This window comes from Azospirillum sp. ST 5-10, from assembly GCF_051225715.1.
Classification (GTDB): Bacteria; Pseudomonadota; Alphaproteobacteria; order Azospirillales; family Azospirillaceae; genus Azospirillum.
This window is the reverse complement of record NZ_JBPJSP010000016.1, coordinates 97,484-120,497: the sequence shown is the minus strand read 5'-3', so window position 1 is coordinate 120,497 and position 23,014 is coordinate 97,484. Positions and strand designations below refer to the sequence as shown.

23 protein-coding genes are annotated in these 23,014 nt (G+C 72.6%); 6 read left to right on the top strand and 17 right to left on the bottom strand.

Annotation, left to right across the window (positions count from 1 at the left end; translation table 11 throughout):
* Position 1: 1 nt before the first annotated feature.
* The 7 genes from ACSBPG_RS18525 to ACSBPG_RS18495 form a co-directional block, all read right to left on the bottom strand.
* Positions 2-1,114, bottom strand: coding sequence for a microcin C ABC transporter permease YejB (locus ACSBPG_RS18525; RefSeq protein WP_435538678.1), 1,113 nt, complete (start codon positions 1,112-1,114; stop codon positions 2-4).
* 34 nt (positions 1,115-1,148) lie between these two features.
* A complete protein-coding gene (locus ACSBPG_RS18520) occupies positions 1,149-3,020 on the bottom strand; it encodes an extracellular solute-binding protein (protein ID WP_435538677.1) in 1,872 nt (623 codons plus the stop codon).
* A gap of 124 nt (positions 3,021-3,144) precedes the next feature.
* A complete protein-coding gene (locus tag ACSBPG_RS18515) occupies positions 3,145-3,639 on the bottom strand; it encodes a DUF29 domain-containing protein (protein WP_435538676.1) in 495 nt (164 codons plus the stop codon).
* A 70-nt stretch (positions 3,640-3,709) separates the two neighbouring features.
* Positions 3,710-5,332: an MFS transporter gene (locus ACSBPG_RS18510; protein WP_435538675.1), complete on the bottom strand. Its 1,623-nt coding sequence runs from the start codon at positions 5,330-5,332 to the stop codon at positions 3,710-3,712.
* A 34-nt stretch (positions 5,333-5,366) separates the two neighbouring features.
* Positions 5,367-7,208 (bottom strand): amidohydrolase, encoded by a 1,842-nt coding sequence (locus tag ACSBPG_RS18505; protein ID WP_435538674.1) that lies wholly within the window; start codon positions 7,206-7,208, stop codon positions 5,367-5,369.
* Between the two features lie 32 nt (positions 7,209-7,240).
* Complete coding sequence (locus tag ACSBPG_RS18500) at positions 7,241-7,501, bottom strand: XapX domain-containing protein (RefSeq protein WP_435538673.1); 261 nt, start codon at positions 7,499-7,501, stop codon at positions 7,241-7,243.
* A gap of 64 nt (positions 7,502-7,565) precedes the next feature.
* On the bottom strand, positions 7,566-8,237 hold the full coding sequence (locus ACSBPG_RS18495; protein WP_435538672.1) for a hydrolase: 672 nt from the start codon (positions 8,235-8,237) through the stop codon (positions 7,566-7,568).
* Between the two features lie 195 nt (positions 8,238-8,432).
* Between ACSBPG_RS18495 and ACSBPG_RS18490 the strand changes: the two genes are divergently transcribed.
* On the top strand, positions 8,433-10,037 hold the full coding sequence (locus ACSBPG_RS18490) for an MASE4 domain-containing protein (RefSeq protein WP_435538671.1): 1,605 nt from the start codon (positions 8,433-8,435) through the stop codon (positions 10,035-10,037).
* On the opposite strand, the gene ACSBPG_RS18485 is transcribed toward ACSBPG_RS18490, so the two are convergent.
* Positions 10,024-10,845, bottom strand: a complete 822-nt coding sequence (locus ACSBPG_RS18485; RefSeq protein ID WP_435538670.1) for an alpha/beta fold hydrolase — start codon at positions 10,843-10,845, stop codon at positions 10,024-10,026. The genes ACSBPG_RS18490 and ACSBPG_RS18485 overlap by 14 nt on opposite strands.
* A gap of 263 nt (positions 10,846-11,108) precedes the next feature.
* On the opposite strand from ACSBPG_RS18485, the gene ACSBPG_RS18480 reads away from it, so the two are divergent.
* Positions 11,109-11,732: a response regulator transcription factor gene (locus ACSBPG_RS18480; protein WP_435538669.1), complete on the top strand. Its 624-nt coding sequence runs from the start codon at positions 11,109-11,111 to the stop codon at positions 11,730-11,732.
* Positions 11,733-11,742: 10 nt separating this feature from the next.
* On the opposite strand, the gene ACSBPG_RS18475 is transcribed toward ACSBPG_RS18480, so the two are convergent.
* Together ACSBPG_RS18475 and ACSBPG_RS18470 are read right to left on the bottom strand one after the other, a co-directional pair.
* Positions 11,743-12,105 carry a response regulator transcription factor gene (locus ACSBPG_RS18475; RefSeq protein ID WP_435538668.1) on the bottom strand — a complete coding sequence of 121 codons (363 nt, stop codon included), beginning with the start codon at positions 12,103-12,105 and terminating at the stop codon, positions 11,743-11,745.
* Positions 12,106-12,230: 125 nt separating this feature from the next.
* Positions 12,231-14,072, bottom strand: coding sequence for an extracellular solute-binding protein (locus tag ACSBPG_RS18470; RefSeq protein WP_435538667.1), 1,842 nt, complete (start codon positions 14,070-14,072; stop codon positions 12,231-12,233).
* Positions 14,073-14,209: 137 nt separating this feature from the next.
* Here ACSBPG_RS18470 and ACSBPG_RS18465 point away from each other — a divergent pair, with 137 nt between their 5' ends.
* Positions 14,210-15,706, top strand: coding sequence for a pyruvate kinase (locus ACSBPG_RS18465; RefSeq protein WP_435538666.1), 1,497 nt, complete (start codon positions 14,210-14,212; stop codon positions 15,704-15,706).
* Between the two features lie 7 nt (positions 15,707-15,713).
* On the opposite strand, the gene ACSBPG_RS18460 is transcribed toward ACSBPG_RS18465, so the two are convergent.
* The 4 genes from ACSBPG_RS18460 to hisN are packed head-to-tail and all read right to left on the bottom strand — an operon-like array spanning position 15,714 to position 18,229.
* On the bottom strand, positions 15,714-16,247 hold the full coding sequence (locus ACSBPG_RS18460) for a hypothetical protein (RefSeq protein WP_435538665.1): 534 nt from the start codon (positions 16,245-16,247) through the stop codon (positions 15,714-15,716).
* A complete protein-coding gene (locus tag ACSBPG_RS18455) occupies positions 16,244-16,879 on the bottom strand; it encodes a hypothetical protein (protein WP_435538664.1) in 636 nt (211 codons plus the stop codon). The genes ACSBPG_RS18460 and ACSBPG_RS18455 overlap by 4 nt, the downstream gene beginning before the upstream one ends.
* Positions 16,876-17,421 (bottom strand): hypothetical protein, encoded by a 546-nt coding sequence (locus tag ACSBPG_RS18450; protein WP_435538663.1) that lies wholly within the window; start codon positions 17,419-17,421, stop codon positions 16,876-16,878. Before ACSBPG_RS18450 ends, ACSBPG_RS18455 begins: the two co-directional genes overlap by 4 nt.
* 25 nt (positions 17,422-17,446) lie before the next feature.
* The gene (gene hisN, locus ACSBPG_RS18445) at positions 17,447-18,229 is read right to left on the bottom strand and encodes a histidinol-phosphatase (RefSeq protein WP_435538662.1); all 783 of its coding nucleotides are present in this window, start codon (positions 18,227-18,229) and stop codon (positions 17,447-17,449) included.
* 180 nt (positions 18,230-18,409) lie between these two features.
* Between hisN and nudC the strand changes: the two genes are divergently transcribed.
* On the top strand, positions 18,410-19,345 hold the full coding sequence (gene nudC, locus ACSBPG_RS18440) for an NAD(+) diphosphatase (protein WP_435538661.1): 936 nt from the start codon (positions 18,410-18,412) through the stop codon (positions 19,343-19,345).
* Between the two features lie 117 nt (positions 19,346-19,462).
* Here the strand turns inward: nudC and ACSBPG_RS18435 are convergent, their stop codons facing one another.
* The 3 genes from ACSBPG_RS18435 to ACSBPG_RS18425 all read right to left on the bottom strand — a co-directional run bounded on the left by ACSBPG_RS18435 (position 19,463) and on the right by ACSBPG_RS18425 (position 21,783).
* On the bottom strand, positions 19,463-19,774 hold the full coding sequence (locus ACSBPG_RS18435) for a hypothetical protein (RefSeq protein ID WP_435538660.1): 312 nt from the start codon (positions 19,772-19,774) through the stop codon (positions 19,463-19,465).
* A gap of 318 nt (positions 19,775-20,092) precedes the next feature.
* The gene (locus tag ACSBPG_RS18430) at positions 20,093-20,959 is read right to left on the bottom strand and encodes a prephenate dehydratase (protein ID WP_435538659.1); all 867 of its coding nucleotides are present in this window, start codon (positions 20,957-20,959) and stop codon (positions 20,093-20,095) included.
* A 44-nt stretch (positions 20,960-21,003) separates the two neighbouring features.
* Positions 21,004-21,783 (bottom strand): 3-deoxy-manno-octulosonate cytidylyltransferase, encoded by a 780-nt coding sequence (locus tag ACSBPG_RS18425; RefSeq protein WP_435538658.1) that lies wholly within the window; start codon positions 21,781-21,783, stop codon positions 21,004-21,006.
* A 209-nt stretch (positions 21,784-21,992) separates the two neighbouring features.
* Between ACSBPG_RS18425 and ACSBPG_RS18420 the strand changes: the two genes are divergently transcribed.
* Complete coding sequence (locus ACSBPG_RS18420; RefSeq protein WP_435538657.1) at positions 21,993-22,520, top strand: c-type cytochrome; 528 nt, start codon at positions 21,993-21,995, stop codon at positions 22,518-22,520.
* A 168-nt stretch (positions 22,521-22,688) separates the two neighbouring features.
* On the top strand, positions 22,689-22,970 hold the full coding sequence (gene ihfB / locus ACSBPG_RS18415; protein WP_435538656.1) for an integration host factor subunit beta: 282 nt from the start codon (positions 22,689-22,691) through the stop codon (positions 22,968-22,970).
* Positions 22,971-23,014 lie beyond the last annotated feature (44 nt).

The following is a 23,014-nucleotide window of genomic DNA, read 5'->3' as shown; positions in this document are numbered from 1 at the left end:
GTCACACCCTCCGCGCTTCGAAGTCGATGCGGGGGTCGACCACCACGTACATGATGTCCCCCAGAAGGTTCATCAGCAGCCCCAGCAGGGTGAAGAAGTAGAGCGTGCCGAACATCACGGGATAGTCCCGGTTGATCGCCGCCTCGAAGCCCAGCAGGCCGAGCCCGTCGAGGGAGAAGATCACCTCGATCAGCAGCGAGCCGGTGAAGAGGATGCCGATGAAGGCGCCGGGGAAGCCGGCGATGACGATCAGCATGGCGTTGCGGAAGATGTGGCCGTAGAGGACGCGGCGCTCGGCCAGGCCCTTGGCGCGGGCGGTGATGACGTACTGCTTGTTGATCTCCTCCAGGAAGGAGTTCTTGGTCAGCATCGTCAGGCTGGCGAAGCCGCCGATCACCAGCGCCGTCACCGGCAGGGCGATGTGCCAGAAATAGTCGACCACCTGCTGCCACGGTGGCAGCTCCGACCAGTTGTCGGAGACCAGCCCGCGCAAGGGGAACCAGTCGAGGTAGCGGCCGCCGGCAAAGACGACGATCAGCAGCACGGCGAACAGGAAGGAGGGGATGGCGTAGCCGACGATGACGACGCCCGAGGTCCAGACGTCGAAGGGGGTGCCGTCGCGGGTCGCCTTGGCGATGCCGAGCGGGATCGACACGAGGTAGACGATCAGGGTCGTCCACAGCCCGAGCGACACCGAGACCGGCATCTTCTCCAGCACCAGGTCGATCACCCGGCGGTCGCGGAAGTAGGAGTTGCCGAAGTCGAAGACGAGATAGTTGCCCATCATGTGCAGGAAGCGCTCGTGCAGCGGCTTGTCGAAGCCGAACTCGCGCTCGAGCTGCTTGATGAACTCGGGGTCGAGGCCCTGGGCGCCGCGGTAGCGGCTGGTCGCCTCGCCGCCGCCCTGGGCGCCGGCCCCGGCGCCCGCCGCGCTGTCGCCGCCGCCGGTGCCGCCGATGCGGGCGGTGGCCTCCACGGCGGTGCCCTGCATGCGGGCGATGATCTGCTCGATCGGGCCGCCCGGGGCGATCTGCACGATCAGGAAGTTGATGACCATGATCCCGAACAGGGTCGGGATGATCAGCAGCAGGCGGCGGATGATGTAGGCCAGCATCGGCGAGGGCGTCCTGTTCCTGCGGGGCCGGGGGTCAGGGCGTCTTGCGCAACGCCTTGTCCTTGGCCGGGTCGAGCCACCAGGTGGTGGGGAAGCCGTGCGAGTACTTCGCCATGGTCTCCGGGTGGCCGAAGCGGTCCCAGTAGGCGAGGCGCGAGACGTCGTTGTACCAGGTCGGGATGACGTACCAGCCGGACAGCAGGACGCGGTCCATGGCCCGGGTGGTGGCCTCGATGGTCGGCAGGTCGGTGCCGGTGACGATGTCCTCCAACAGCGCGTCGACGACGCCGTCGCGGATGCCCGCGAAATTGCCCTGGCCCTCGACGTCGGCGACCGCGCTGGAGAAGTAGGAGCGCAGCTCCGGCCCCGGCGGCGGGAAGAAGGTGAGGCCGATGCTGACCACGTCGTAGTCGTACTCGTCGGTGCGCACCTTGTACTGGGCGGTGTCGACGACGCGGATGGTGGCCTCGACGCCGGCGCGCTTCAGCATGGTCACGAACGGCTCCACCACCCGCACCAGGCCGGGGTCGTAGAGCAGGATCTCGAAGGTGAAGGGCTGGCCGGCCGCGTTCACCAGCCGGCCGTCCTTGTGCTCCCAGCCGGCCTCCTTGAACAGGGCGAAGGCCTTGCGCAGGTTCTCGCGCGACCGGCCGCTGCCGTCGGTCGAGGGCGGCTCGAAGGCGTCGGTCAGCACGCCGGGCCGCAGCTTGTCCTTGTAGGGGGTGAGGACCGCCACCTCCTCCGGCGTCGGCGCGCCCCGGGCGCCGTACTCGGAGTTGGGGAACCAGCTCTTGATCCGCTTGTACTGGCCATAGAGGAGCTGGCGCTGGATCGTCTCGAAGTCGTAGAGCCAGTTCAGCGCCTGGCGCACCCGGATGTCCTGGAACAGCGGCCGGCGGGTGTTGAAGACGTAGCCCAGCATGCCGTGGGGGGCGTTGTCCGGCACTTCGCTGCGCACCAGGCGGCCCTGCTTCACCGCGTCGGTCTCGTAGCCGGTGGCCCAGCGCTGCGCCTTGTTCTCCTCGCGGAAGTCGATGCGCCCGGCCATCAGCGCCTCGACCTGGACGTTGTCGTCCCGGTAGTAGTCGTAGCGGATCTCGTCGAAATTGTTGAGGCCGCGGTTCACGGGCAGGTCGGCGGCCCAGTAGTCCTTCACCCGCTCGTAGGTGATGGAGCGGCCGGGATCGACCGCCTTGATGCGGTAGGCGCCGGAGCCCAGCGGCGGCTCCAGGGTGGTCTTGGTGGGATCGCGCCCCTCGGCCTGCCACCAGTGGCGCGGCATCGGCCACAGGCTGGCCGCCGCCATCAGCGGCTTCATGGTGCCGCGGGTGCGCATGGTGCAGGTCAGCACCAGCGTTTCCGTCGCCTCGCACTTCTCGATGTCGTCGTAGAAGGAGCGCAGGAACAGGCGCCCCTCCTTGCGCACGAAGTCGAAGGAGTAGACGAAGTCGTCGGCGGTGATCGGCGTGCCGTCGTGCCAGCGCGCCTGCGGGCGGATGTGGAAGCGGATCCAGCTCCTGTCGGCGGGGTACTCCATGCTCTCGGCGATGAGGCCGTAGGCCGAGATCAGCTCGTCGCCCGACCCGGTGGTCAGGGAATCGGTGGTGAGGCCGATGCCGGCCGGCCAGGAGCCGCGCTCGACCAGCGTGTTGAGGCTGTCGTAGCTGCCGAAGGCGCCGAGCGTGATCGCGCCGCCCTTGGGCGCGTCGGGGTTGGCGTAGGGCCAGTGCGCCATGTCCGGGCCGTACTTGGGCGTCCCGAACTCGGAGATCGCCCAGGCCCTGGTCACCCCTTCGGCCGGCGCGTCCTGCGCCCAGGCCGCCGGTCCCGCCCCCCCCGGTCCCGCCAGGGTGACGCCCAAGACCATGGCCGCCGCCACCGCGGCTCTCGTCGCGAACCCCGTCATCTCACCCCTCGCGCCCCGCGGCGGATCGCCGCCGCAATGGGGGTAAGGTAGGGAGCGCAACGTGTCACAATCAAGGCACGACGGTGCAGGAGGGCGCGGATTTCCAGGAGTTGAACCGCACAGTCTAGGTCGGTCGCGGGATCGTCGCGAGCCGATCGACGAGGGCGTCAACGGTGAAGCTCTCACTCAGCAGGTCGTCCAGCGTCCGCGGGCACGTCGTGGGAAGAGGCAGCATCGTGTCACCATACTCGGCGAGGTCGTCACCGGCGTCGCGCAGCGCAAGCCGCCACGCCCTGTCCAGATCGATGCGAGGGCGCATGGCGTTGGTGAGATGCGTCGGCGCATCCGCCTGGAACGTCCGCACCTCCTTGCGCCAGCCACGGACGGCGTCGCTGCCGGGCGCAGAGACCAGCTTGATGGCGTGGCCCAGCATGCGCCGCAGGAGCTTCTCCACCGTCCGCAGTTCCGACAGGCCCACGTCCTCGATCTCCTCAGCCACATGGTCCAGGTCGAGGTCGTTGGGCAGGTCCCGGCGAGTGTGAGCCAGCCGCCGCAGAACGGATGCCTGCTGCTGGGACCAGGCGAAGATGTCCGCGTCGTATCCGACCGGGTGGTCCATGGCCGTTGCTCCTCCGGACGGCCAGGATAGGGCGTCCGTGGCGGACGTCAATCGCTGGCGCACGACGCGGCTACGCCGGACGCCCGTCGAGCGCCAGGAAATGGGCGACCGCCGGCGGCTCCGGCCCGCGGTGGAAGGCCAGCGCCTGGGTCTGGACGTCGGCGTCGGCATGCGACACGCGGCGATGCTGGCGCCGGTGCTCGGCCCAGGATTCCACGAAGAACCACTCCAGCACGCGCTCGGGATGGGCGGCGTCCTCGGCCACCCCCCAGGCGTAGGCGCCGTCGCGCCGGCGCTCGTGGGCCAGCCGGCGCAGCACCGCCAGGAAGGCGGCGCGGTCGGCGGCGGCGACACGGTACTCGACGCTGATCAGCACGGGCCCGCGGTCGTTCGGCACCGGCGCCGCCAGGGCCGGCTCCGGCCAGTGGTTGGACGGGGAGAGGTCGTCCTCGCCGGCCGGCAGCGGCAGGCGCCGCGCCGCCGCGCCCACCGCGGCGACGCCCAGCGCCGCCACCAGCAGGGTGGCCGGGACGCCGACGGCCTCGGCGACCGCGCCCCAGGCGAGGCTGCCGGCGGTGGCGGCGCCGTTGAAGACGGTGAGGTAGAGGGCGAGGCCGCGGCCGCGCACCCAGTTCGGCAGCACCGCCTGGATCGTCGCGTTCAGGGTGGTGAGCACGGCGATCCAGGCGGCGCCCAGCAGCAGCAGGATCGGCGGCGCCAGCCAGCGCGGCGGCGCCAGGGCGAGGATCGCCATCACCGCGGCGGTGACGAGCGCGCCCGCCAGCACCACGCCGTCGGCGCCGAGGCGCTCGCGCAGCCGCGGCAGCAGCACCGCGCCGCCGACGGCGCCGGCGCCGACCGCGCCCAGCAGCAGCCCGTAGAATCCCGGCCCGCCGCCCAGCAGCCGGCCGGCGACGATGGGCAGCAGCGCCCACACCGCGCTGGCGCCGGCGAAGAACAGGCCGGCGCGCAGCAGCAGCCGGCGCACCGCCGGGCTGGAGCGGGCGTAGCGCAGCCCGGCCTTGAGGGCGCCGCCGAACGGCTCCGCCAGGTCGTCGCGGGGGTCGGGGGTGCGCCGCCACAGGAGCAGGGCCACCAGCACCAGGGCGTAGGTCAGCACGTCGGCGCCGTAGGTGGCGGCGGCGCCGAACGCCGCCAGGACCGCCCCGCCGGCGGCCGGGCCGATCGCCCGGGCGATGTTGAAGCCCAGGCTGTTCAGGGCGACGGCGCCCTTCAGTTCGCCCCTCGGCACCAGCTCGGGGACGATCGACTGCCACACCGGCCCCATCAGCGCGGCGCCGACGCCGCCCAGCAGGGTCAGCGCGGCCAGCGCCGCCACGTTGGTGCCGCCGGTCGCCGCCAGGACGGCGAGGGTGGCGCTGACGCAGGCCAGCGCGCACTGGATGGCGATCAGCAGGCGGCGGCGGTCGAGGAGGTCGGACAGCACGCCGGCCGGGATCGCCAGCAGGAACACCGGCAGGGTCGCCGCCGCCTGGATCAGGGCCACCGCCGCCGGCGACCCCGACAGGTCGAGCACCAGCCAGGCGCTCGCCACGTCGCGCATGAAGGTGCCGACGTTGCCCAGCACGGTCGCCACCCACAGCATGGCGAACAGGCGGTTGCGCAGCGGCGCGAAGGCGCCGGCGGGCGGCGTCGCCGCCGGAGCGGCGGCGGATGATCGGGCGTCGGCCATCGGAGTCACCCCGTCGTCGGTCGGTGCGGCCACCTCACACGGCCCAGCAGCCGCAGCCGAACGCGCCCCAGAAGCCGCCGATGTCGGCGGCCGGGACGTCCGCCGCCAGGGCGGCGGCGTGGTCGTGGCCGTGCACGGCGCACGCCGCGTGGCAGCCGCAGGCGTTGGCGAGCGCCGGCCGCGCCGCCGCCGGGAAGGCGCCGACCGGCGACCAGTCCGGCAGCGGCTTGGGCAGGGCCGGGGCGAGGCCGGCGTAGTCGCCGTCGCCATGGACCACCCGGCCGCCCAGCAGGGTGAGCACCGAGCGGATCCGCGCGATCCCGTCCTCGGGCACGGCGAAATAGTCGTCGCTGAGCAGCGCCAGGTCGGCGAGCTGGCCGGCCTTGACCTGCCCCTTCTTGCCCTGCTCGTTGGAGAACCAGGTGTTGGCCTCGGTCCACAGGCGCAGCGCCGTCTCGCGGTCGAGGCGGTTGGCCGGGGGATAGAGGCCGAGGCCGCCGACCGTGCGGCCGGTGACCAGCCAGGACAGCGACACCCAGGGATTGTAGCTGGCGACCCGGGTGGCGTCGGTGCCGGCGCCCACCGGCACGCCGGCGGCGAGCATCGCCTGGATCGGCGGCGTCGCCTCGGCCGCCTTGGCGCCGTAGCGTTCGACGAAGTACTCGCCCTGGAAGGCCATGCGGTGCTGCACGGCGATGCCGCCGCCGAGCGCGGCGATGCGGTCGATGTTGCGCCGGCTGATGGTCTCGGCGTGGTCGAAGAACCAGTTGAGGCCGGCGAGCGGGATGTCGCGATCGACCCGCTCGAAGACGTCGAGCGCCCGGCCGATGGTCTCGTCGTAGGTGGCGTGCAGGCGCCACGGCCAGCGCCGCTCGGCCAGCAGGCGGATCACCGGCTCCAGGTCGGCCTCCATGGTCGGCGGCATCTCCGGCCGGGCGACGCGGAAGTCCTCGAAGTCGGCCGCCGAATAGACCAGCATCTCGCCGGCTCCGTTGAGCCGGTAGGTGTCGTCGCCGTGGCCCGGCTGAACCGTGCCCGACCAGGTGGCGAAGTCCTGCAGCTCCTCCTTCGGCTTCTGGGTGAAGAGGTTGTAGGCGATGCGCAGGGTCAGCTCGCCGTCGGCGTGCAGCTTTTCGATGATCGCGTAGTCGTCGGGGTAGTTCTGGAAGCCGCCGCCGGCGTCGATCACGCTGGTGACCCCCAGCCCGTTGAGGTCGCGCATGAAGTGCCGGGTCGAGTTGAGCTGCTGCTCCGGCGGCAGCTTCGGCCCCTTGGCGAGGGTGGCGTAGAGGATGGTGGCGTTGGGCCGGGCCAGCAGCAGGCCGGTCGGCGTGCCGTCGGGGCCGCGCACGATCTCGCCGCCCGGCGGGTCGGGGGTGTCGCTGGTGTAGCCGACGACGCGCAGCGCCGCCGCGTTCAGGAGCGCCCGGTCGTAGAGGTGGAGGATGAAGACCGGGGTGTCGGGCGCCGCGGCGTTCAGCTCGTCGAGCGTCGGCAGCCGCTTCTCGGCGAACTGGTGCTCGGTGAAGCCGCCGACCACGCGCACCCATTGCGGCGGCGGCGTGCGGTCGACCTGGGCGCGCAGCATCGCCATGGCGTCGGCCAGGGTCGGCACGCCGTCCCAGCGCAGCTCCATGTTGTAGTTGAGGCCGCCGCGGACGACGTGGATGTGGCTGTCGATCAGGCCGGGGATCAGGCGGCGCCCGCCGGCGTCGACGACCGTGGCGTCGGGGGCCGCGGCGGCGCGCACCTCGGCTTCGCGGCCGACGGCGAGGATGCGGCCGTCGCGGACGGCCACGGCGTCGGCCTGCGGGTTGCCGCGGTCGAGGGTCGTGACCTTGGCGTTGACGAGGAGGAGGTCGGCGGAGGACGGCATGGGAGATCTCCCGGGACGGCGGCGGAGCCGGATCACACCGGCTCTTCGCGGCGGGGGGCGGGGCTGCCGGCCTGCGGGCCGAGCACGTGGCGGGCGCAGTCCGACTTGATGTAGGCGACCACCGGCAGGCCGCCGGCCAGGCGCTTGACGACCGGCACCACCTGTTCGCCGACCAGCATGCCGAGCAGCCCGATCAGCGCGATGGTCGGCGGCGCCGGCGAGCGGACGCCCATCAGGCCGTAGAGGACGCCCACCAGCAGCCCGGCGCCGAGGGAAAGCACGTAGGGCATCATGGTCGTGGACCTCGTGCAGGGGGAACGGGCCGGCCGGCGGGGGCGCGGCCGGCCCGCCGGTGCCTCAGGCGGCGGCGCTGTGCCCGCCTTCGGAGGCGCCGAACATGGTCTTGGCGTAGATGATGCCGAGGCCGTAGGCGCCGCCGTACTTCTTGGCGATGCCGGTGGTCAGCTCGTACGTGTCGGTGCGCGCCCAGTCGCGCTGCAGCTCCAGCATGTACTGCAGCGACGTCATCGGCCGCACGCCGGCCTGGACCATGCGCTCCATGGCGCGCTGGTGCGCCTCGGCCGAGACGTCGCCGCAGGCGTCGGCGATGACGTACACGTCGAAGCCCTGGTCGATGGCCGACAGGGTCGGGCCGACGATGCACACCGAGGTCCACAGCCCGGCGAACACCAGGCGCGACTTGCCGATGGCGTTCACCCGCTTGATGACGTTGGCGTCCTCCCAGGTGTTCATGGAGGTGCGGTCGGTCACCTCGGCGCCGGGGAAGGCCTCGGTGATCTCGCTGAAGATCGGTCCGGAGAAGCTCTTCTCCGCCACCGTCGTGAGGATGGTCGAGACGCCGAACCCCGCGGCGGCGTGGGCCACCAGCGCCGTGTTGGTGCGCAGCGTCGTGGCGTCGATCGAATGGGTCGCGAAGGCCATCTGCGACTGGTGGTCGATCATGATGAGGGTGTGATCCTGAGGCGACAGCAGGGTCGACCCTGGGACCGGCGTGGCGGTGATGCTCATGGGAAAATCCTTTCGCCGGATTGCCCGGACGGTGCGTGTCCTTCGACGCCGCTCAGCATGCGCAAGCGGCGGCGGCGGCGACATCGGACTTGGGTCTTTCCGGCCTATACGATGGTATGGTGGGGCCGGGCGCGGAGGGTCCGGCGCAGCGCGACCGGGCCGGCGCCCGCGGACCCATCACGGACCCTCTTGGCCATGGCGACCAGCGAGCGCACCGCCGACGAACCCCTGGTCCTGTCGCGCCAGCCGCCGAGCCCGCTGCAGGCGCGATTCGCTGCCGGCGTCCTGCTGAGCCTGCCGGCCGCCATGGCACTCGCCGTGCCGTTCGCCCGCGTGCCGCTGGCCGGGACCGAGCCGCTGCTGCCCGCCTACGCGACCGCCGTGCTGATGACCGAACTGATCACCGCGGTCCTGCTGTTCGTCCTGTACGCCATCGAGCGGTCCCGGGCGGTGTACGCGTTGGCGGTCGGCTACCTCTTCTCGGCGCTCATGGTGGTGCCCTGGGCGCTGACCTTCCCCGGCGTGTTCGCACCGTCGGGCCTGCTGGGGGCGGGCATCCAGAGCACCGCCACGGTCGCCGCGCTGCGCCGCGTCGCCTTTCCCGTCTTCGTCCTGGTCTATGTGCTGATCAAGGACGAGCCGCCGGCCGGGCGCGAGGCGCCCGGCGCCGCGGCGCCGGCCGTGCTGGCCGGCGTGCTCGGCGTCGCCGCCGCCGTCGTCGCCATCGCCGCGTTCGCCATCGCCGATTCGGCGCTGCTGCCGCCGCTGATGACCGACGCCCGGCGGACCACCGGGCTGTGGACCTCCGTGCCGGCGAGCGCCGCGGCGATCAGCGTGGCGGCCCTGCTGCTGCTGGCACGGCGGTGGCGGTCGATCCTCGACCTGTGGCTGATCGTGGCGCTCAGCGCCTGGCTGATCGAGACGCTTCTGCTCGGGTTCGTCAGCGCCGGACGGTTCAGCGTCGGCTGGTGGGCCGGGCGCCTCTACGGGCTGACGTCGGCCAGCGTCGTGCTGCTGGTCCTGCTGGCCGAGACGGCGACGCTGTATGCCCGCCTCGCCCGTTCGGTCGCGGCCGAGCACCGGGTGCGCGAGGCGCGGCTGACGACCATGGAGGCCCTCTCGGGGGCGATCGCCCACGAGGTCAACCAGCCGCTGGCGAGCATGGTCAGCAGCGCCGACGCCGGCCTGCGCTGGCTGCAGCGGCCGGTGCCGGACCTGGAGGAGGCGAGGGCGGCGCTGGCCCGCATCGCCGCCGAGGGGCACCGCGCCGGGAAGATCATCGACGGCATCCGCGCCGCCTTCCGCAGGGACCCCGAGGCCCACGTGGCGGTCGACGTCGACGGGCTGGTGCACGACACGCTCGGGCACTGCCGGCGCGAACTGCTGGCCAACCGGGTGACGGTCCGGACCGACCTGGCCGGCGCGCTGCCGCCGGTGGCGGGCGACCCGGTGCAGCTGCAGCAGGTCCTCGCCAACCTGATCGCCAACGCGGTCGACGCCATGGTCGGCGCCGCCGGACGCCCCCGCGTGCTGTGCATCCGCTCGCGGCCGCACGAGCCGGCCGGCGTGCTGGTGAGCGTGGAGGATTCCGGGGACGGTCTCGACCCGGCGAACGCCGGACGGGTCTTCGAGCCGTTCTTCACGACGAAGGCGCACGGCATGGGGCTGGGCCTGATGATCTGCCGGTCGATCGTCGAGGCCCACGGCGGCCGGCTGTGGCTGAGCGCGCGCGACGGCGGGGGCACCGCCGCCCACCTCACCCTGCCGGCCGCCGCGGCCGGCGGCGTCACGCCTCGATGAAGGCGAGCAGGTCGGCGTTGAAGGCGTCCTGCTGGGTCTGCGCCAGCCCGTGGGAGCCGCCGGAATAGACCTTCAGCGTGGCGTCGCGCACGAGCGTCGCCGACTTCATGGCCGAGGCGCCGATCGGCACGATCTGGTCGTCGTCGCCATGGATGATCAGGGTCGGCACGTCGATGGCCTTGAGGTCCTCGGTGAAGTCGGTTTCCGAGAACTGGCGGATGCAGGCGAGCTGCCCGACGATGCCGCCCATCATGCCCTGCAGCCAGAACGACTCGCGCAGCCCTTCCGACACCGCCGCGCCCGGCCGGTTGAAGCCGTAGAAGGGAAGGGTGAGGTCCTTGAAGAACTGGGCGCGGTTGTCGAACGTGGCCTTGCGGATGCCGTCGAACACGTCGAGCGGCAGGCCGTCGGGGTTGGCCTCGGTCTTCAGCATCAGCGGCGGCACGGCGCCGACCAGCACCGTCCTGGCGACCCGGCCGGTGCCATGGCGGCCGAGGTAGCGCGTGACCTCGCCGCCGCCGGTGGAGTGGCCGACCAGCACGGCGTCGCGCAGGTCCAGCGTGTCGATCAGGGTCGCCAGGTCGTCGGCGTAGGTGTCCATGTCGTTGCCGTCCCAGGTCTGGTCGGAGCGGCCATGGCTGCGCCGGTCGTGGGCGACCACCCGGTAGCCGCGCGCGGCGAGGAACGCCATCGGCCCGTCCCAGGCGTCGGCGGTGAGCGGCCAGCCGTGGGAGAACACCACGGGCCGTCCCGTGCCCCAGTCCTTGTAGAAGATGCGGGTGCCGTCGCGGCTCGTGCTCATGCCCATCGGTCTGGATCCCTGTTCGGAAAGAGGGTGGCGGCTGCGGACCGCGGGAACGATAGCGCCGGCGCGCCGGCGCATCGCCCGGACGAGAGTGTCGGCCGGCCACCGATTGGCATGGTCCGATCATACCAAGGTTTGCTCCGCCCCGGGTTGCCCTGCGGTCGCCGGGCCACGGGCCGGGTGCACCTGCCCGAAAAGACGGGTGCCGCGGCCGGCGCCTTCCGGCTATCCTCGGTGCCGCGAACGGACCGTGACGGGCTGCACCGATGACAGAGACCGCCATCATCCACATCGTCGACGACGACGAGCCGCTTCGGTTCTCGCTGGACAGCCTGTTCCGTTCGGTCGGCCACGGCACGCGGCTCTACGGCTCGGCCCGGGAGTTCCTCGACTCGCCGCGGCCCGACCTCCCGAGCTGCCTGGTCCTCGACGTCCGGCTGCCGGGGATGAGCGGCCTCGACGTGCAGCGCCGGCTCGCCGGGGACGACGTGCGCATGCCCATCATCCTGATGACCGGCTACGGCGACATTCCCATGAGCGTGCGCGCCATGAAGGCCGGGGCGCTGGACTTCCTCACCAAGCCCTTCCGCGACCAGGACATGCTGGACGCCGTGGCGGACGCCCTGGAGAAGGACCGGGCGCGGCTGCAGGCCGACGAGAGCGCCGCCGGGCTGCGCGCGCAGTTCGCCACCCTGTCGCCGCGCGAACGCCAGGTGATGGCGCTGGTGACGGCCGGACGCCTGAACAAGCAGATCGCCGGCGAGCTCGGCCTGAGCGAGGTGACGGTGAAGATCCACCGCGGCTCGGTCATGCGCAAGATGAGCGCCCGCTCCCTCGCCGATCTCGTCCGCATGGCGGAATCGCTGCATCTCGAGCCGGCGTCGCCCTGAGCGGCGCGGCTCACCGGTCCAGGGCCTCGCGCAGGCAGGCCGACAGGTCGTCGGCCGTGCACGGCTTGGCGAGCAGCCACCGCACGCCGGCGTCGCGGACGCGCCGGTGCAGCCCGCGGTCGCGTCGGCCCGTCACCAGGATCAGGGGAACGCCGCCCGGCCGCCCGGCCAGGAGCGCCTGGAGGTCGAGGCCGCTGAGGCCCGGCATGTGCAGGTCGCTGACGACGCACGACACCGGCGTGTCGGCGGCCAGGAAGTCCTCGGCGCACGCGAAGCACGCCACCTCGTAGCCCAGCGACCGCACGAGACTCCCCAGCGCCGCCCGGACCGCAGGATCATCGTCGATGATGCCAATGATCGTCGTGAGCGGCATGGTGGCCTCGCCAGGCACGGCGCGGCCAACAGCGGAGGCGCCTCATTGCAGTGTGCACCAACGGATCGCCGCGGCCATTATACACACGTGTGATCGGGTCATCCCGAAGCGGCCGGCCGCCGCCGTCACCCGCCGGCCTTCGCCGTCTCCGCCGACTTCGCCCACCAGGCGGGGGAGAAGTAGATGCCGCGCAGGCTGTCGTCGTAGGGGGCGTCCTTGGCGGGCGTGCCGAACTTGTCCCACATGGCCACCCAGTTCTCGGCGTTGTACCAGTGCGGCACCATGTACTGGCCCCACAGCAGCACGCGGTCGAGGGCGCGGGTGGCGCCCAGCAGGGTGTCGCGGTCCTTGGCGGCGACGACCTCCTCGATCAGGGCGTCGACCACCGGGTCCTGGATGCCGGCGAGGTTGGCCGAGCCGGGCGTCTTCGCCGCCTGGGAGCCGAAGAAGTTGCGCAGCTCGGTGCCCGGCGGGCTGGGGAAGGCGAAGTTGGTGACCACCACGTCGAAGTCGAAGTCGTCGGTGCGGCGCTGGTACTGGGCGGAGTCGACGAGGCGCAGCTGGGCGTCGATGCCGGCCTTGCGCAGGGCTTCGATGTAGGGCTGGACGACGCGGGTCAGCCCACCGGAATCGTCGAGGAACTCCACCGCCATCTGTTCGCCGGTCCCGGCGTTCAGCAGCCGGCCGCCCTTCAGCTCCCACCCCGCCGCCTTGAACAGCCGGAAGGCCTCGCGCAGGTTCTCGCGCGAGCGGCCGGAACCGTCGGTCCTGGGCGGCTCGTAGGCCTCGCTGAAGAGGCGCGGCGGCACCTTGTCGCGGAACGGCTCCAGCAGCTTCAGCTCGGTCGGGCCGGGGAGGCCGCGGGCGGCGTAGTCGGAGTTGGGGAAGTTCGACGTGGTGCGGGTGTACTGGCCGTACAGGATGTTCTTCTGGATCCACTCGAAATCGAAGAGGTAGCCGAACGCCTCGCGCACCCGCGGGTCGGCGAACGTGGCGCGCCGCGTGTTGAAGCGGAAGGCCTGGGCGCCCAGCGGCAGCTCGCGGGCGATCGCCCGCTTGACGACGCGGCCGTCCCGGATGGCCGGGAAGTCGTAGCCGGTGGTCCAGCGCTGCGCCCGGTTCTCCATGCGCACGTCGTAGGCGCCGGCCTTGAACGCCTCGAACATCACGTCGTCGTCGCGGTAGAAATCGATCTTGACGGTGTCGAAGTTGTACTGCCCGCGGTTCACCGGCAGGTCCCTGCCCCAGTAGTCCTTCACCCGTTCGAAGGTGATGGAGCGGCCGGGATCGACCGCGGTGATCCGGTAGGGGCCGGAGCCGAGCGGCGCCTCCAGGGTGGTCTTGGCGATGTCCCGCCCCTCGGCCGTCCACCAGTGCCGGGGCAGCGGTGCCACGGTGGTGGCGAAGTCGATGATCGGCTTCACCTCGTCGCGGCTCTTCAGGGTGATCCTCAGATGGTGGTCGTCGACCGCCTCGACCGTGGCGACCTTGTCGAGGAAGGACTTGAGGAAGGGCGAGCCGTGCTGCTGGATGGCGTTCCAGGCGAACACCACGTCGCCCGCCGTCACCGGCGTGCCGTCGTGCCAGCGCGCCTCGTCGTGCAGGGTGAACACGGCCCAGCTCCGGTCGTCGGGCAGCTCGACGCTTTCGGCCAGCAGCCCGTAGGCGGCGTCGAGCTCCCAGCCGGAACCGGTCATCAGCGTGTCGTAGATCAGGCCCATCTGCCGCGGCTGGACGCCGCGCAGGATGACCGTGTTGAGGCTGTCGAAGGTCGCCGGGAAGTTGGAGCCGATGACGATCTGCCCGCCCTTGGGCGCGTCGGGGTCGACGTGCGGGAAATGGCTGAAGTCCGGTCCGAACATCGGCTCCCCGAACTGGCGCAGCGCGTGGGTCGTGGTCGTCTGCGCCGCCGCCGGCGCGGCCAGCAGCGTCAGGGCGATGAGGAGGGGGGAGAGGATGCGTCGCATGGGCGGGCGGACCGGGCTTGTGGTAGGATGCCTTGCCTCCGATAGATTGCCTCCTCCGCCCGGCGATCAAGCGAATTGTCCGGTGCGGTCGCCCGCCCGGCCCTGTTGGGAACCGGACATCCAGGGGAGGTGCCGCCATGATTCCGCCCGCCACACCGCCCGCCACGCCGTCCGCCCTGCTGGCGCAGCTGTGCGCGCTGCGCGCCGCCGTCGACGCCGAAGGCCGAGCCCGCTACGCCCGTTGGGCGCCGCGGCTCGGCCGGCGCGGCGCCGGTCCGTCTCTGCTCAACCTCGCCCATTACCTGGCGCTGCGCGGCCGCGACCTGCGCGGCCTGCAGACGGCGCTGATGCCGCTCGGGCTGTCGTCGCTGGGGCGCCTGGAGGGGCGCGTGCTCGCCAACCTCGACGCCGTCACGGCCGCCCTGGCGCGGATCGCGGGGGAGGCCGATTCGCCCTTCCCCGGCCCGCGCGCGTTTTTCCGCGGCGAGCGGCTGCTGGCGCTGCAGGCCCGCGCCCTGTTCGGCGCGCCGCCGGCGCGCGGCGGCCGCATCCTGGTCACCCTGCCGTCGGAAGCGGCCGGCGATCCGGCGCTGCTGCGCGGGCTGGTGGAGCGCGGGGCCGACGCGGTGCGCATCAACTGCGCCCACGACGACGCGGCGACCTGGGCCGCGATGATCGCCAATCTGCGCGCCGCCGAGGCGGCGGCGGGGCGGCGCGTGCGCGTCCTGATGGACCTCGGCGGGCCGAAGCTGCGCACCGCCGCGGTCGGGCTGCCGGAGGGGCGGCAGCGCCTCAAGGTCGGCGACCGTCTGCTCCTGGCCGAGCGGCCGCCCGGCGGCGCCGAGGCCGGTGCAACGGCCTGGGCGACCCTCGCCCTGCCGGAGGTGGTGGGGCAGCTCCGGCAGGGCCATCGCGTCTTCCTCGACGACGGCAAGCTCGGCGGGACGGTGGTCGAAGCGGGGCCGCAGGGGGCTTGGCTGACCGTCGAGCGGGCGCGCTCGCGCGGCGTCAAGCTGGCCGCCGACAAGGGGCTGAACCTGCCGGACACCCCGCTGCCCCTCGACCCGCTGACGGCCAAGGACCTCGAGGACCTCGACTTCGTCGCCCGCCACGCCGACCTCGTCGGCTACAGCTTCGTGCAGCGGGCCTCCGACGTCGCCCGGCTGCAGGAGGAGCTGGCGCGGCGCCGGCCCGACTGGCGCCGCCTCGGCCTGATCGCCAAGATCGAGACCCCGCTGGCGGTGCGCAACCTGCCCGACCTGATCGTCCGCGGCATGGGGCAGCAGCCCTTCGGCGTCATGATCGCCCGCGGCGACCTGGCGGTGGAGCTCGGCTTCGAGCGCCTCGCGGAGATGCAGGAGGAGCTGCTGTGGCTGTGCGAGGCGGCCCACGTCCCGGTGATCTGGGCGACCCAGGTGCTGGAGAACCTGGTGAAGAAGGGGCTGCCGTCGCGCGGCGAGATGACCGACGCCGCCATGGCGGCGCGCGCCGAGTGCGTGATGCTCAACAAGGGGCCGTACCTGGCCGACGCGGTGGCGGCGCTGGACCGCATGCTGGGGCGCATGGCCGAGCACCAGACCAAGAAGACGCCGCGCCTGCGCGCCCTGCGGAGCTGGGCCGACGGCGAGCCGTGACGCCGGCTCAGGCGTCCGGCGCCGCGTCGGCGATCCGCGAGACGGCGGCGTCGAGGGTGCGCTGCAGGGTCCGGAAGGTGCGGTCGCCGCGCATGATCCGCCGCAGGGCGGCGGCGTTGCGGCGGTCGGCCCGCATCCAGTCGAGCACCGATTCCCCGTGTTCGGGGTGGAGGGACAGCGAGTACATGGCGGCCTGCTCGGCGCTCGCGATGGCCGGCTCGGCCAGCCGCTCCAGGATGGTCCCGGCGTAGAACAGGACCAGCGTCTCGGCGGGAGCGGGGGCCTCGGCGTCGGCGCCGGGTGCCGCCGGCTCGCCGTCCGGCCCGCCGCCGGGCAGGCCGAGCGCCGCCGCGCGGGCCGCGGCCGGCATCGCCGCCAGCGCCTCCAGCGCCAGCAGCAGGTCGAGCATCGTCTTCTTGCGCACCTTCCAGTTCGCGCCCGCCGCGACCCGCTCGGCCATCCGGTCGACCTGCCCGCGCACCTCCTCGGACAGGCCGTCGTAGAGCGGCCGCGCCGGCGGGCGGATCGGCGTTGCCCTCACCCCCGGGGGCCGCCGGGCACGTCGTCGTTGGCGGGGGCGGGCAGGCCGTCGTCGTCACCCCCGTCGTCGCCCCCGTCGTCGTCCTCCTCCGGCGGGCCCAACAGCAGGTCGAACAGCGTGGCGTACGTCGCGTCGCCGTCGAGCAGGGTGCGCAGCGCCTCCGTGTTCTCCGGCGCCTCCTCCAGCCACGCCTCGGCGGCCTCCACGTGCTCCGGCTGCACCGACAGCAGATAGAAGCCGGCCTGCTCGGCGCAGGTGATGCGCGGCTCGTCGAGGCGTTCCAGGATGGCGCCGATGAACATCGGCAGCAGGTCGGGCGGCGGGGCCGCCTCGCCGTCCTCGTCCTCGTCCGCCCCCTTGCCGGCGTCGATGGCGGCCAGGGCGCGCTCCGCCTCGTCCTCGTCCATGGTGCCGTTCTCGACCCGCTCCATGACGCCGGCCAGGGCGGTCTGCTGGGCCGGCGACAGGGCGGTCATGCCGTCGACGGCCATCAGAACCTCGAGCAGCGAGTCCTTGCGGACCGCCCAGTCCGGCTCGTCGGCCAGCGCCTCGGCCAGGCTCTGCAGGACCGGCTTCAGGTCGTCGGGTGCGGTGTCGTAGACCGGGGTCTCCGGTTTGGCGATGGCCGTCATCGGGCATCTCCCTGCTCGTGGCGGTGGGCGGCGGCGCGGAGGTCGTGCTCCGACAGGCGCGTCATCAGCGCCGCGTAGCGGCGGTCGTGGCGCATGATTCGGCGCACCGCCTTCTCGTGCTTGGGATCGAGCTGCATCCACGCCTCGGCGGCGCGGACGTGCTCCGGCTGGATCGACAGGAGATAGATGGCGGCCTGTTCGGCGCCGGCAACCCGTTCCTCGTCCAACAGTTCCAGGATGACGCCGACGTAGGTGGGCAGCAGCCCGGCGAAGGGTTCGCCGGCGGCGTTCTCCTCTTCCGCCGCCGCCGTCCCCTCGGCGTCTCCGGTGGCGGCGCGCCCGGTGGCGGCGCGCCGCTCCTCGGGCGTCATGGCGAAGAAGGCGTCGAGGCCGAGCATCAGGTCGCACACCGTCTTCTTGCGCACCATCCAGTTGGCGCCGGCGGCCACCTGGCCGGCCATCGCCTGGAGCAGCTGGCGCAGCTTCGGCGACAGGCCGTCGACGAGGGGATGGGCGGGGCGGGGCAGGGGGATGCTGGGCATGGCGGCGGCCGGATCGGGGAGGGGGTCAGCCGGCCAGCGCGGCCAGCGCCTCGCGGTGGGTGCGCGGGTCGCCGGCGGCGATGACGCGGCCGTCGGATCGCTGGTCGAGGGGGCGGCCCTCCCAGTCGGTCATGAGGCCGCCGGCGCCGGTGACGACCGGCACCAGGGCGGCGAAGTCGTAGAGCTTCAGCCCGGCCTCGACGACGAGGTCGTAGTAGCCCGCGGCGAGCAGGCCGTAGGTGTAGCAGTCGCCGCCGTAGACCGTGGCCTTGGCCGCCGTCGCGGCGCGCCGGAAGGCGTCCAGCGTGTCGCCGGGGAACAGGTCCGGGCCGGTGGTGCCCAGCACCGCCGCCGCCAGCCCGCCGGGGCACGGGCGCACCTTGGCCGGCTGCCCGTTCAGGGTGGTCGGCCGCCCGGCGACGCCGAGCCAGCGGTCGCCGACGATCGGCTGGTCGATGATGCCGAGGACCGGCACGCCGTTGCGCAGCAGGGCGATCAGCGTGCCGAAGATCGGCCGGCCGACGATGAACGACTTGGTGCCGTCGATGGGATCGATGACCCAGACGTACTCGGCGCCGGTGTTGCGGCTGCCGTGCTCCTCGCCGACGATGCCGTCGTCCGGCCGCTGCGCCTCCAGGATGGCGCGGATGATGCGCTCCGCCTCGCGGTCGGCGACGGTGACGGGCGAGCGGTCGTCCTTGTCGTCCACCGTCACCGGCGTGCGGAAGTAGCGCCGCACCACCGCCGCGCTGGAGTCGGCGAGGCGCTGGGCGAGGGTCACGAGGTGCGCGGGACAGGTCTCGGACATGGAACGGCTCCGCCGGCCGGGGTGGATCGACGGCGCATCCTAGACGGGCGGGCGGCCGGCGGGAATGGGAAATGGGAGGTTGGGGGAGGGGGGAGTGCTGGCCCGCCCGGGGCGGCCGGCAGGGCAGCCCGGCATCCCGGGCATTTGCCGGCCGTCCGGAACTGTGGCACCAAGGGCCTCATGCAGAACCGCCACAACATCTACGCCGGCGCGCCCGTGGACCGGGCCGCCCACCGGCGCAAGGACCCGGACTGGCTGGCCGCCGCATGGGCGGCGCCGGAGACCGGCGTCGTCCCGGTGTGGCGCGCCCGCACCCTGGTCGGCGGGCCGGAGGGCGAGCCGCACGCCGTGCGCCTGCCCGCCGGCCCGCCCTGGACCGACGCGGGCGAGCCGGTGCTGCTCGGCGTCGCCACCGACGGCGCGGCGGTGTTTGCCGCCGACCTGTCGGCGCTGGAGGCGCCGGAGGAACACCCGGCGGTGGCGCCCGCGGTCGCCGCCGGGGCCCGGTTCGTCGACCTGCGCGCCGTCGGCAGCCTGATGGCGCCGGGCGACGCGGCGCTCGCCGCCTACGCCCGCGGCCTGACCTGGTGGAACCTCCGCCACCGCTTCTGCGGCGTGTGCGGCGCCCCCACCGCCAGCGGCGAGGCCGGCCACGTCCGCACCTGCACCGCCGCCGCCTGCGCCACCACCCATTTCCCGCGCACCGATCCGGCGGTGATCATGCTGGTGCACGACGGCGGCGACGGCTGCGTGCTCCACCGCAACCCCCGCTTCCCGCCGGGCATGCATTCGGTGCTGGCCGGCTTCGTCGAGCCGGGCGAGAGCCTGGAGGAGGCGGTGGCGCGCGAGGTGCTGGAGGAGGTCGGGCTGCACGTCACGGACGTGCGCTACCATTCCTCCCAGCCCTGGCCGTTCCCCTCCCAACTCATGCTGGGCTTCACCGCCCGGGCGCTGGACCGCGACATCCGCATCCAGGAGGACGAGGTCGAGACGGCGATGTGGGTGAGCAAGGCGCGCCTGCGCGACACCCCGCCGGACGATCCGGCGTTCCGCCTGCCGCGCGGCGATTCCATCGCCCGGCGCCTGATCGAGGATTGGCTGGCCGGGGACGCCTGACGGCGGCACGGGACGGGGCCGGCGTCCGCGTCCCGGGCGCGGGCGCCGCGGGCAGGGCGGCCCGGCCCGGCGCCACCTGGTCCGGTGTCACCCTACCCGGCGTCACCCGATCCGGTGTCAGTCGTGCCAGATCGGGTGGCTTGAACGCACCGGCGACCGGCGGCGGTCGCAAGGGTTCGGGTGCCGTTGGCAGGTCATCCGGTAGACGAGCGTAAGCTCCCGGGCGCGCTCCAGGTTCCGGTGCCGCGTCTCCCGGCACAGGTTGTCCCACACCATCTGCCGGACGGCGGCATCGCCCCAGGGCTGCCGCAGCAACGCCGCTCCCTTTTCCAACGCAGCCATGTAGGGAAGCCGTTCGTGCGCCGCGATCTCGGCGACTTCGTCCTTCACGAGGTCGGAGAGACCGATGCAGTCCTCGTAGGTCAGCATCGCAACCTCCATCCGCTGGCGTCACGCGAGTTCCGCCCGCCGGCGTCCCTCGCACGCCCCTCCCGATCAACGCGCCGCGTTGATCCGCGGGGTCGGACGGCGTCCGTCCGCTCGAACGGGCGCCGCATCGCGGGCCCTTTGAAGCCGGGCTCTTCGTTACCCTCAGTGTATAGCACAATTTCCCGTCGAATCACAGCCGGGAGGCCGGCGGCAAGTCGTTGATCGGGAAAGCTTGCGACCGAATGCCGCAGGGCTCCTGCAACGGCCCGGGCGGGCGAGGAGCCGCGGCGGCACCGCGCAGCAAAAGATCACCCGGACTCAGTCCTCGCCGTCCCTCTGGCTTTCCTGATAGCGGAAGGGGTTGGCGGGATAGACGCCGAGGATCTTGACTTCACGGGCGAAGAAGGCGAGCTCCTCGAGCGCCAGGCGCAGCGGCCGCTCCTCGGGGTGGCCCTCGACGTCGGCGTAGAACTGGGCGGCGGTGAAGCGGCCGCCGACCATGTAGCTCTCCAGCTTCGTCATGTTGACGCCGTTGGTGGCGAAGCCGCCCAGCGCCTTGTAGAGGGCCGCCGGCACGCTGCGCACGCGGAAGACGAAGGTGGTGATGGTGGGGCCGGCGCCGGCCGGCGGCACCTTCGGCTCGCGCGCCATCACCAGGAAGCGGGTGGTGTTGTGCTCGGCGTCCTCGATGCCGCTCTTGAGGATCTGCAGCCCGTAGATCTCGGCGGCCAGCTCCGAGGCGATGGCGGCGTGGCGCGGATCGGCCAGCTTGGCCACCTCGGCCGCGGCGCCGGCGGTGTCGGCGTGCTGGATCTCCGTCAGCCCCAGGCTGCGGGTGAGCTTGCGGCACTGCGACAGGGCCTGGATGTGGCTGCGCACGGTCTCGACCGTGTCGAGCGTCGCCCCCGGCGGCGCCAGGAGCTGGTGGTTCACCCGCTGGAAGTGCTCGCCGATGATGTGCAGGCCGCCTTCGGGGAGAAGCTGGTGGTTGTCGGCGACGCGGCCGGCGACCGAGTTCTCCACCGGGATCATGGCGAGGCGGGCCCGCCCGTCGCGCACCGCCGCGAACGCGTCCTCGAAGGTCGTGCAGGGCAGCGTCCGCATCTCCGGGTAGACGGAGCGGCAGGACAGGTCGGAATAGGCGCCGGGAAGGCCCTGGAAGGCGATCACGTTGGAGTGCGGCATCGTCGTGGAGACCCTGTGCGGGAGGCGCCTAGTTCGGGAGGCGCCTAGGCGTGGGCGCGGCGCGCCAGGAGCGCGCGGGCGCGCTCCAGATCGCCGGGAGTATCGACACCCAGCGGGAGCGCGTCAACGACGGCCACGTCGATGCGCATGCCGAACGCCAGCGCCCGCAGCTGCTCCAGCTTCTCGCGCTGCTCCAGCATCGACGGCGGCAGCGCCACGAAGCGGTCGAGGGCGGCGCGGCGGTAGGCGTAGAGGCCGATGTGGTGGTAGAGCGGCCCGCCGCCCCAGGGTGCGGTGGCCCGGGTGAAGTAGACGGCGCGCCCGCGGCTGGAGAACTCGGGCAGCTCGATCACCGCCTTGACCACGTTGGGGTCCGTCCTTTCCTCGTCGCGGACGATGGCGACCGCCAGGGTGGCGATGTCGACCGCCGGGTCGGACAGGGCGGCGAAGGCGGCCCGCACCACCGCCGGCTCCACCGTCGGCAGGTCGCCCTGGACGTTGACCACGGCGTCGTGGCGCCGCTCCGGATCGATCAGCGACACCGCCTCGAAGATGCGGTCGGAGCCCGAGGGGTGGTCGGGCCGGGTCAGCACGGCGCGGCCGCCGGCCGCCTCGACCGCGTGGGCGATCTCCGGCTCGGCGGCGGCGACCACCACCGGGCCGATCTCCGCCTCCATGGCGCGGCGCCAGACGTGGACGATCATCGGCTCGCCGCCGATGTCGGCCAGCGGCTTGCCGGGCAGCCGGGTCGAGGCCATGCGCGCGGGGATGACGACGACGGGATTGGCGGGCGGCGTGTTGGCCGTGGGCAGCTCGGTGCTCATGGCGGGGCGTATCCATCGTGGCCGGGGAATCGCGCCGCGGGTGAACCACGGATCGGCGCCGCGCGTCAACCCTTGCCGCAGCGCCGCCATCCGCGTGATGAAAGCGCGTTCGTCGGCGGATGACAAGCCCGGCGCGCCGGGCTAAGGTGCCGCCCACCGTCACGGGGTCGGGTCAAGAACACGAAAGGGTAGAGGCGAATATGACGGGGATGGAGTTGAACAAGGTTTTCGGCGCGGTTCTTTTGGCCGGGCTGATCGCGATGCTGAGCGGCTTCGTCGCGCGCATCCTGGTGCAGCCGCACGAGCTGGAGGAGCCGGTGTTCGCCGTGGCGCCACCCGAGGGCGCCGCGCCGGCGGCCGACGAGGCGCCCAAGGGGCCGGCCCCCATCGCACCGCTGCTGGCCGCCGCGGATCCCGCCGCCGGCGAGAAGTCGGTCAAGGCGTGCGCCGCCTGCCACACGTTCGACGACGGGGGCGCCAACAAGGTCGGCCCGAACCTGCACGGCGTGGTCGGCGCGCAGAAGGGGCACCATCCCGACTTCGCCTATTCCGACGCGCTGAAGGGCAAGGGCGGCACCTGGGACTACGAGGAACTCAGCCATTTCCTCTACAATCCGAAGGATTTCATCCCGGGCACCAAGATGACCTTCGCCGGCATCAAGAAGGACCAGGAGCGGGCGAACGTCATCGCCTATCTGCGCTCGCTGTCGCCGAACGCGCCGCCGCTGCCGCAGTGACGCGGCCGCGGCTCCGCCGCACCCGCTTTCCCGCCTCCCGGCGGGAAAGCGGTTTCGTCAGAACGGCTTAACGCAAGGGCGACTTGACGTCGGCCGGGGCTTTTTGGCACGATTCCGGCAACGGTGCGGGAGCAATCCGTGCCGCTGCGAGGGGGGATCGAAGCCGCCATGACCAAGTCCGAGCTGATCCAGAGACTCGCGGAACGCAATCCGCACCTGTACCAGCGCGACATCGAGAAGATCGTCGGCACCATCTTCGACGAGATCGGCGACGCGCTGGCCCGCGGCGACCGGGTGGAACTGCGGGGCTTCGGCGCCTTCTCGGTCAAGCGCCGCGACGCCCGCACCGGCCGCAACCCGCGCACCGGCGAGTCGGTGGACGTGGGCGAGAAGTACGTACCCTTTTTCAAGACCGGCAAGCAGCTGCGCGAGCGCCTGAACACCGACTGACGGCGCCGCGCGGACGGCCGGACGAACTGGCAAGGACACTGCCC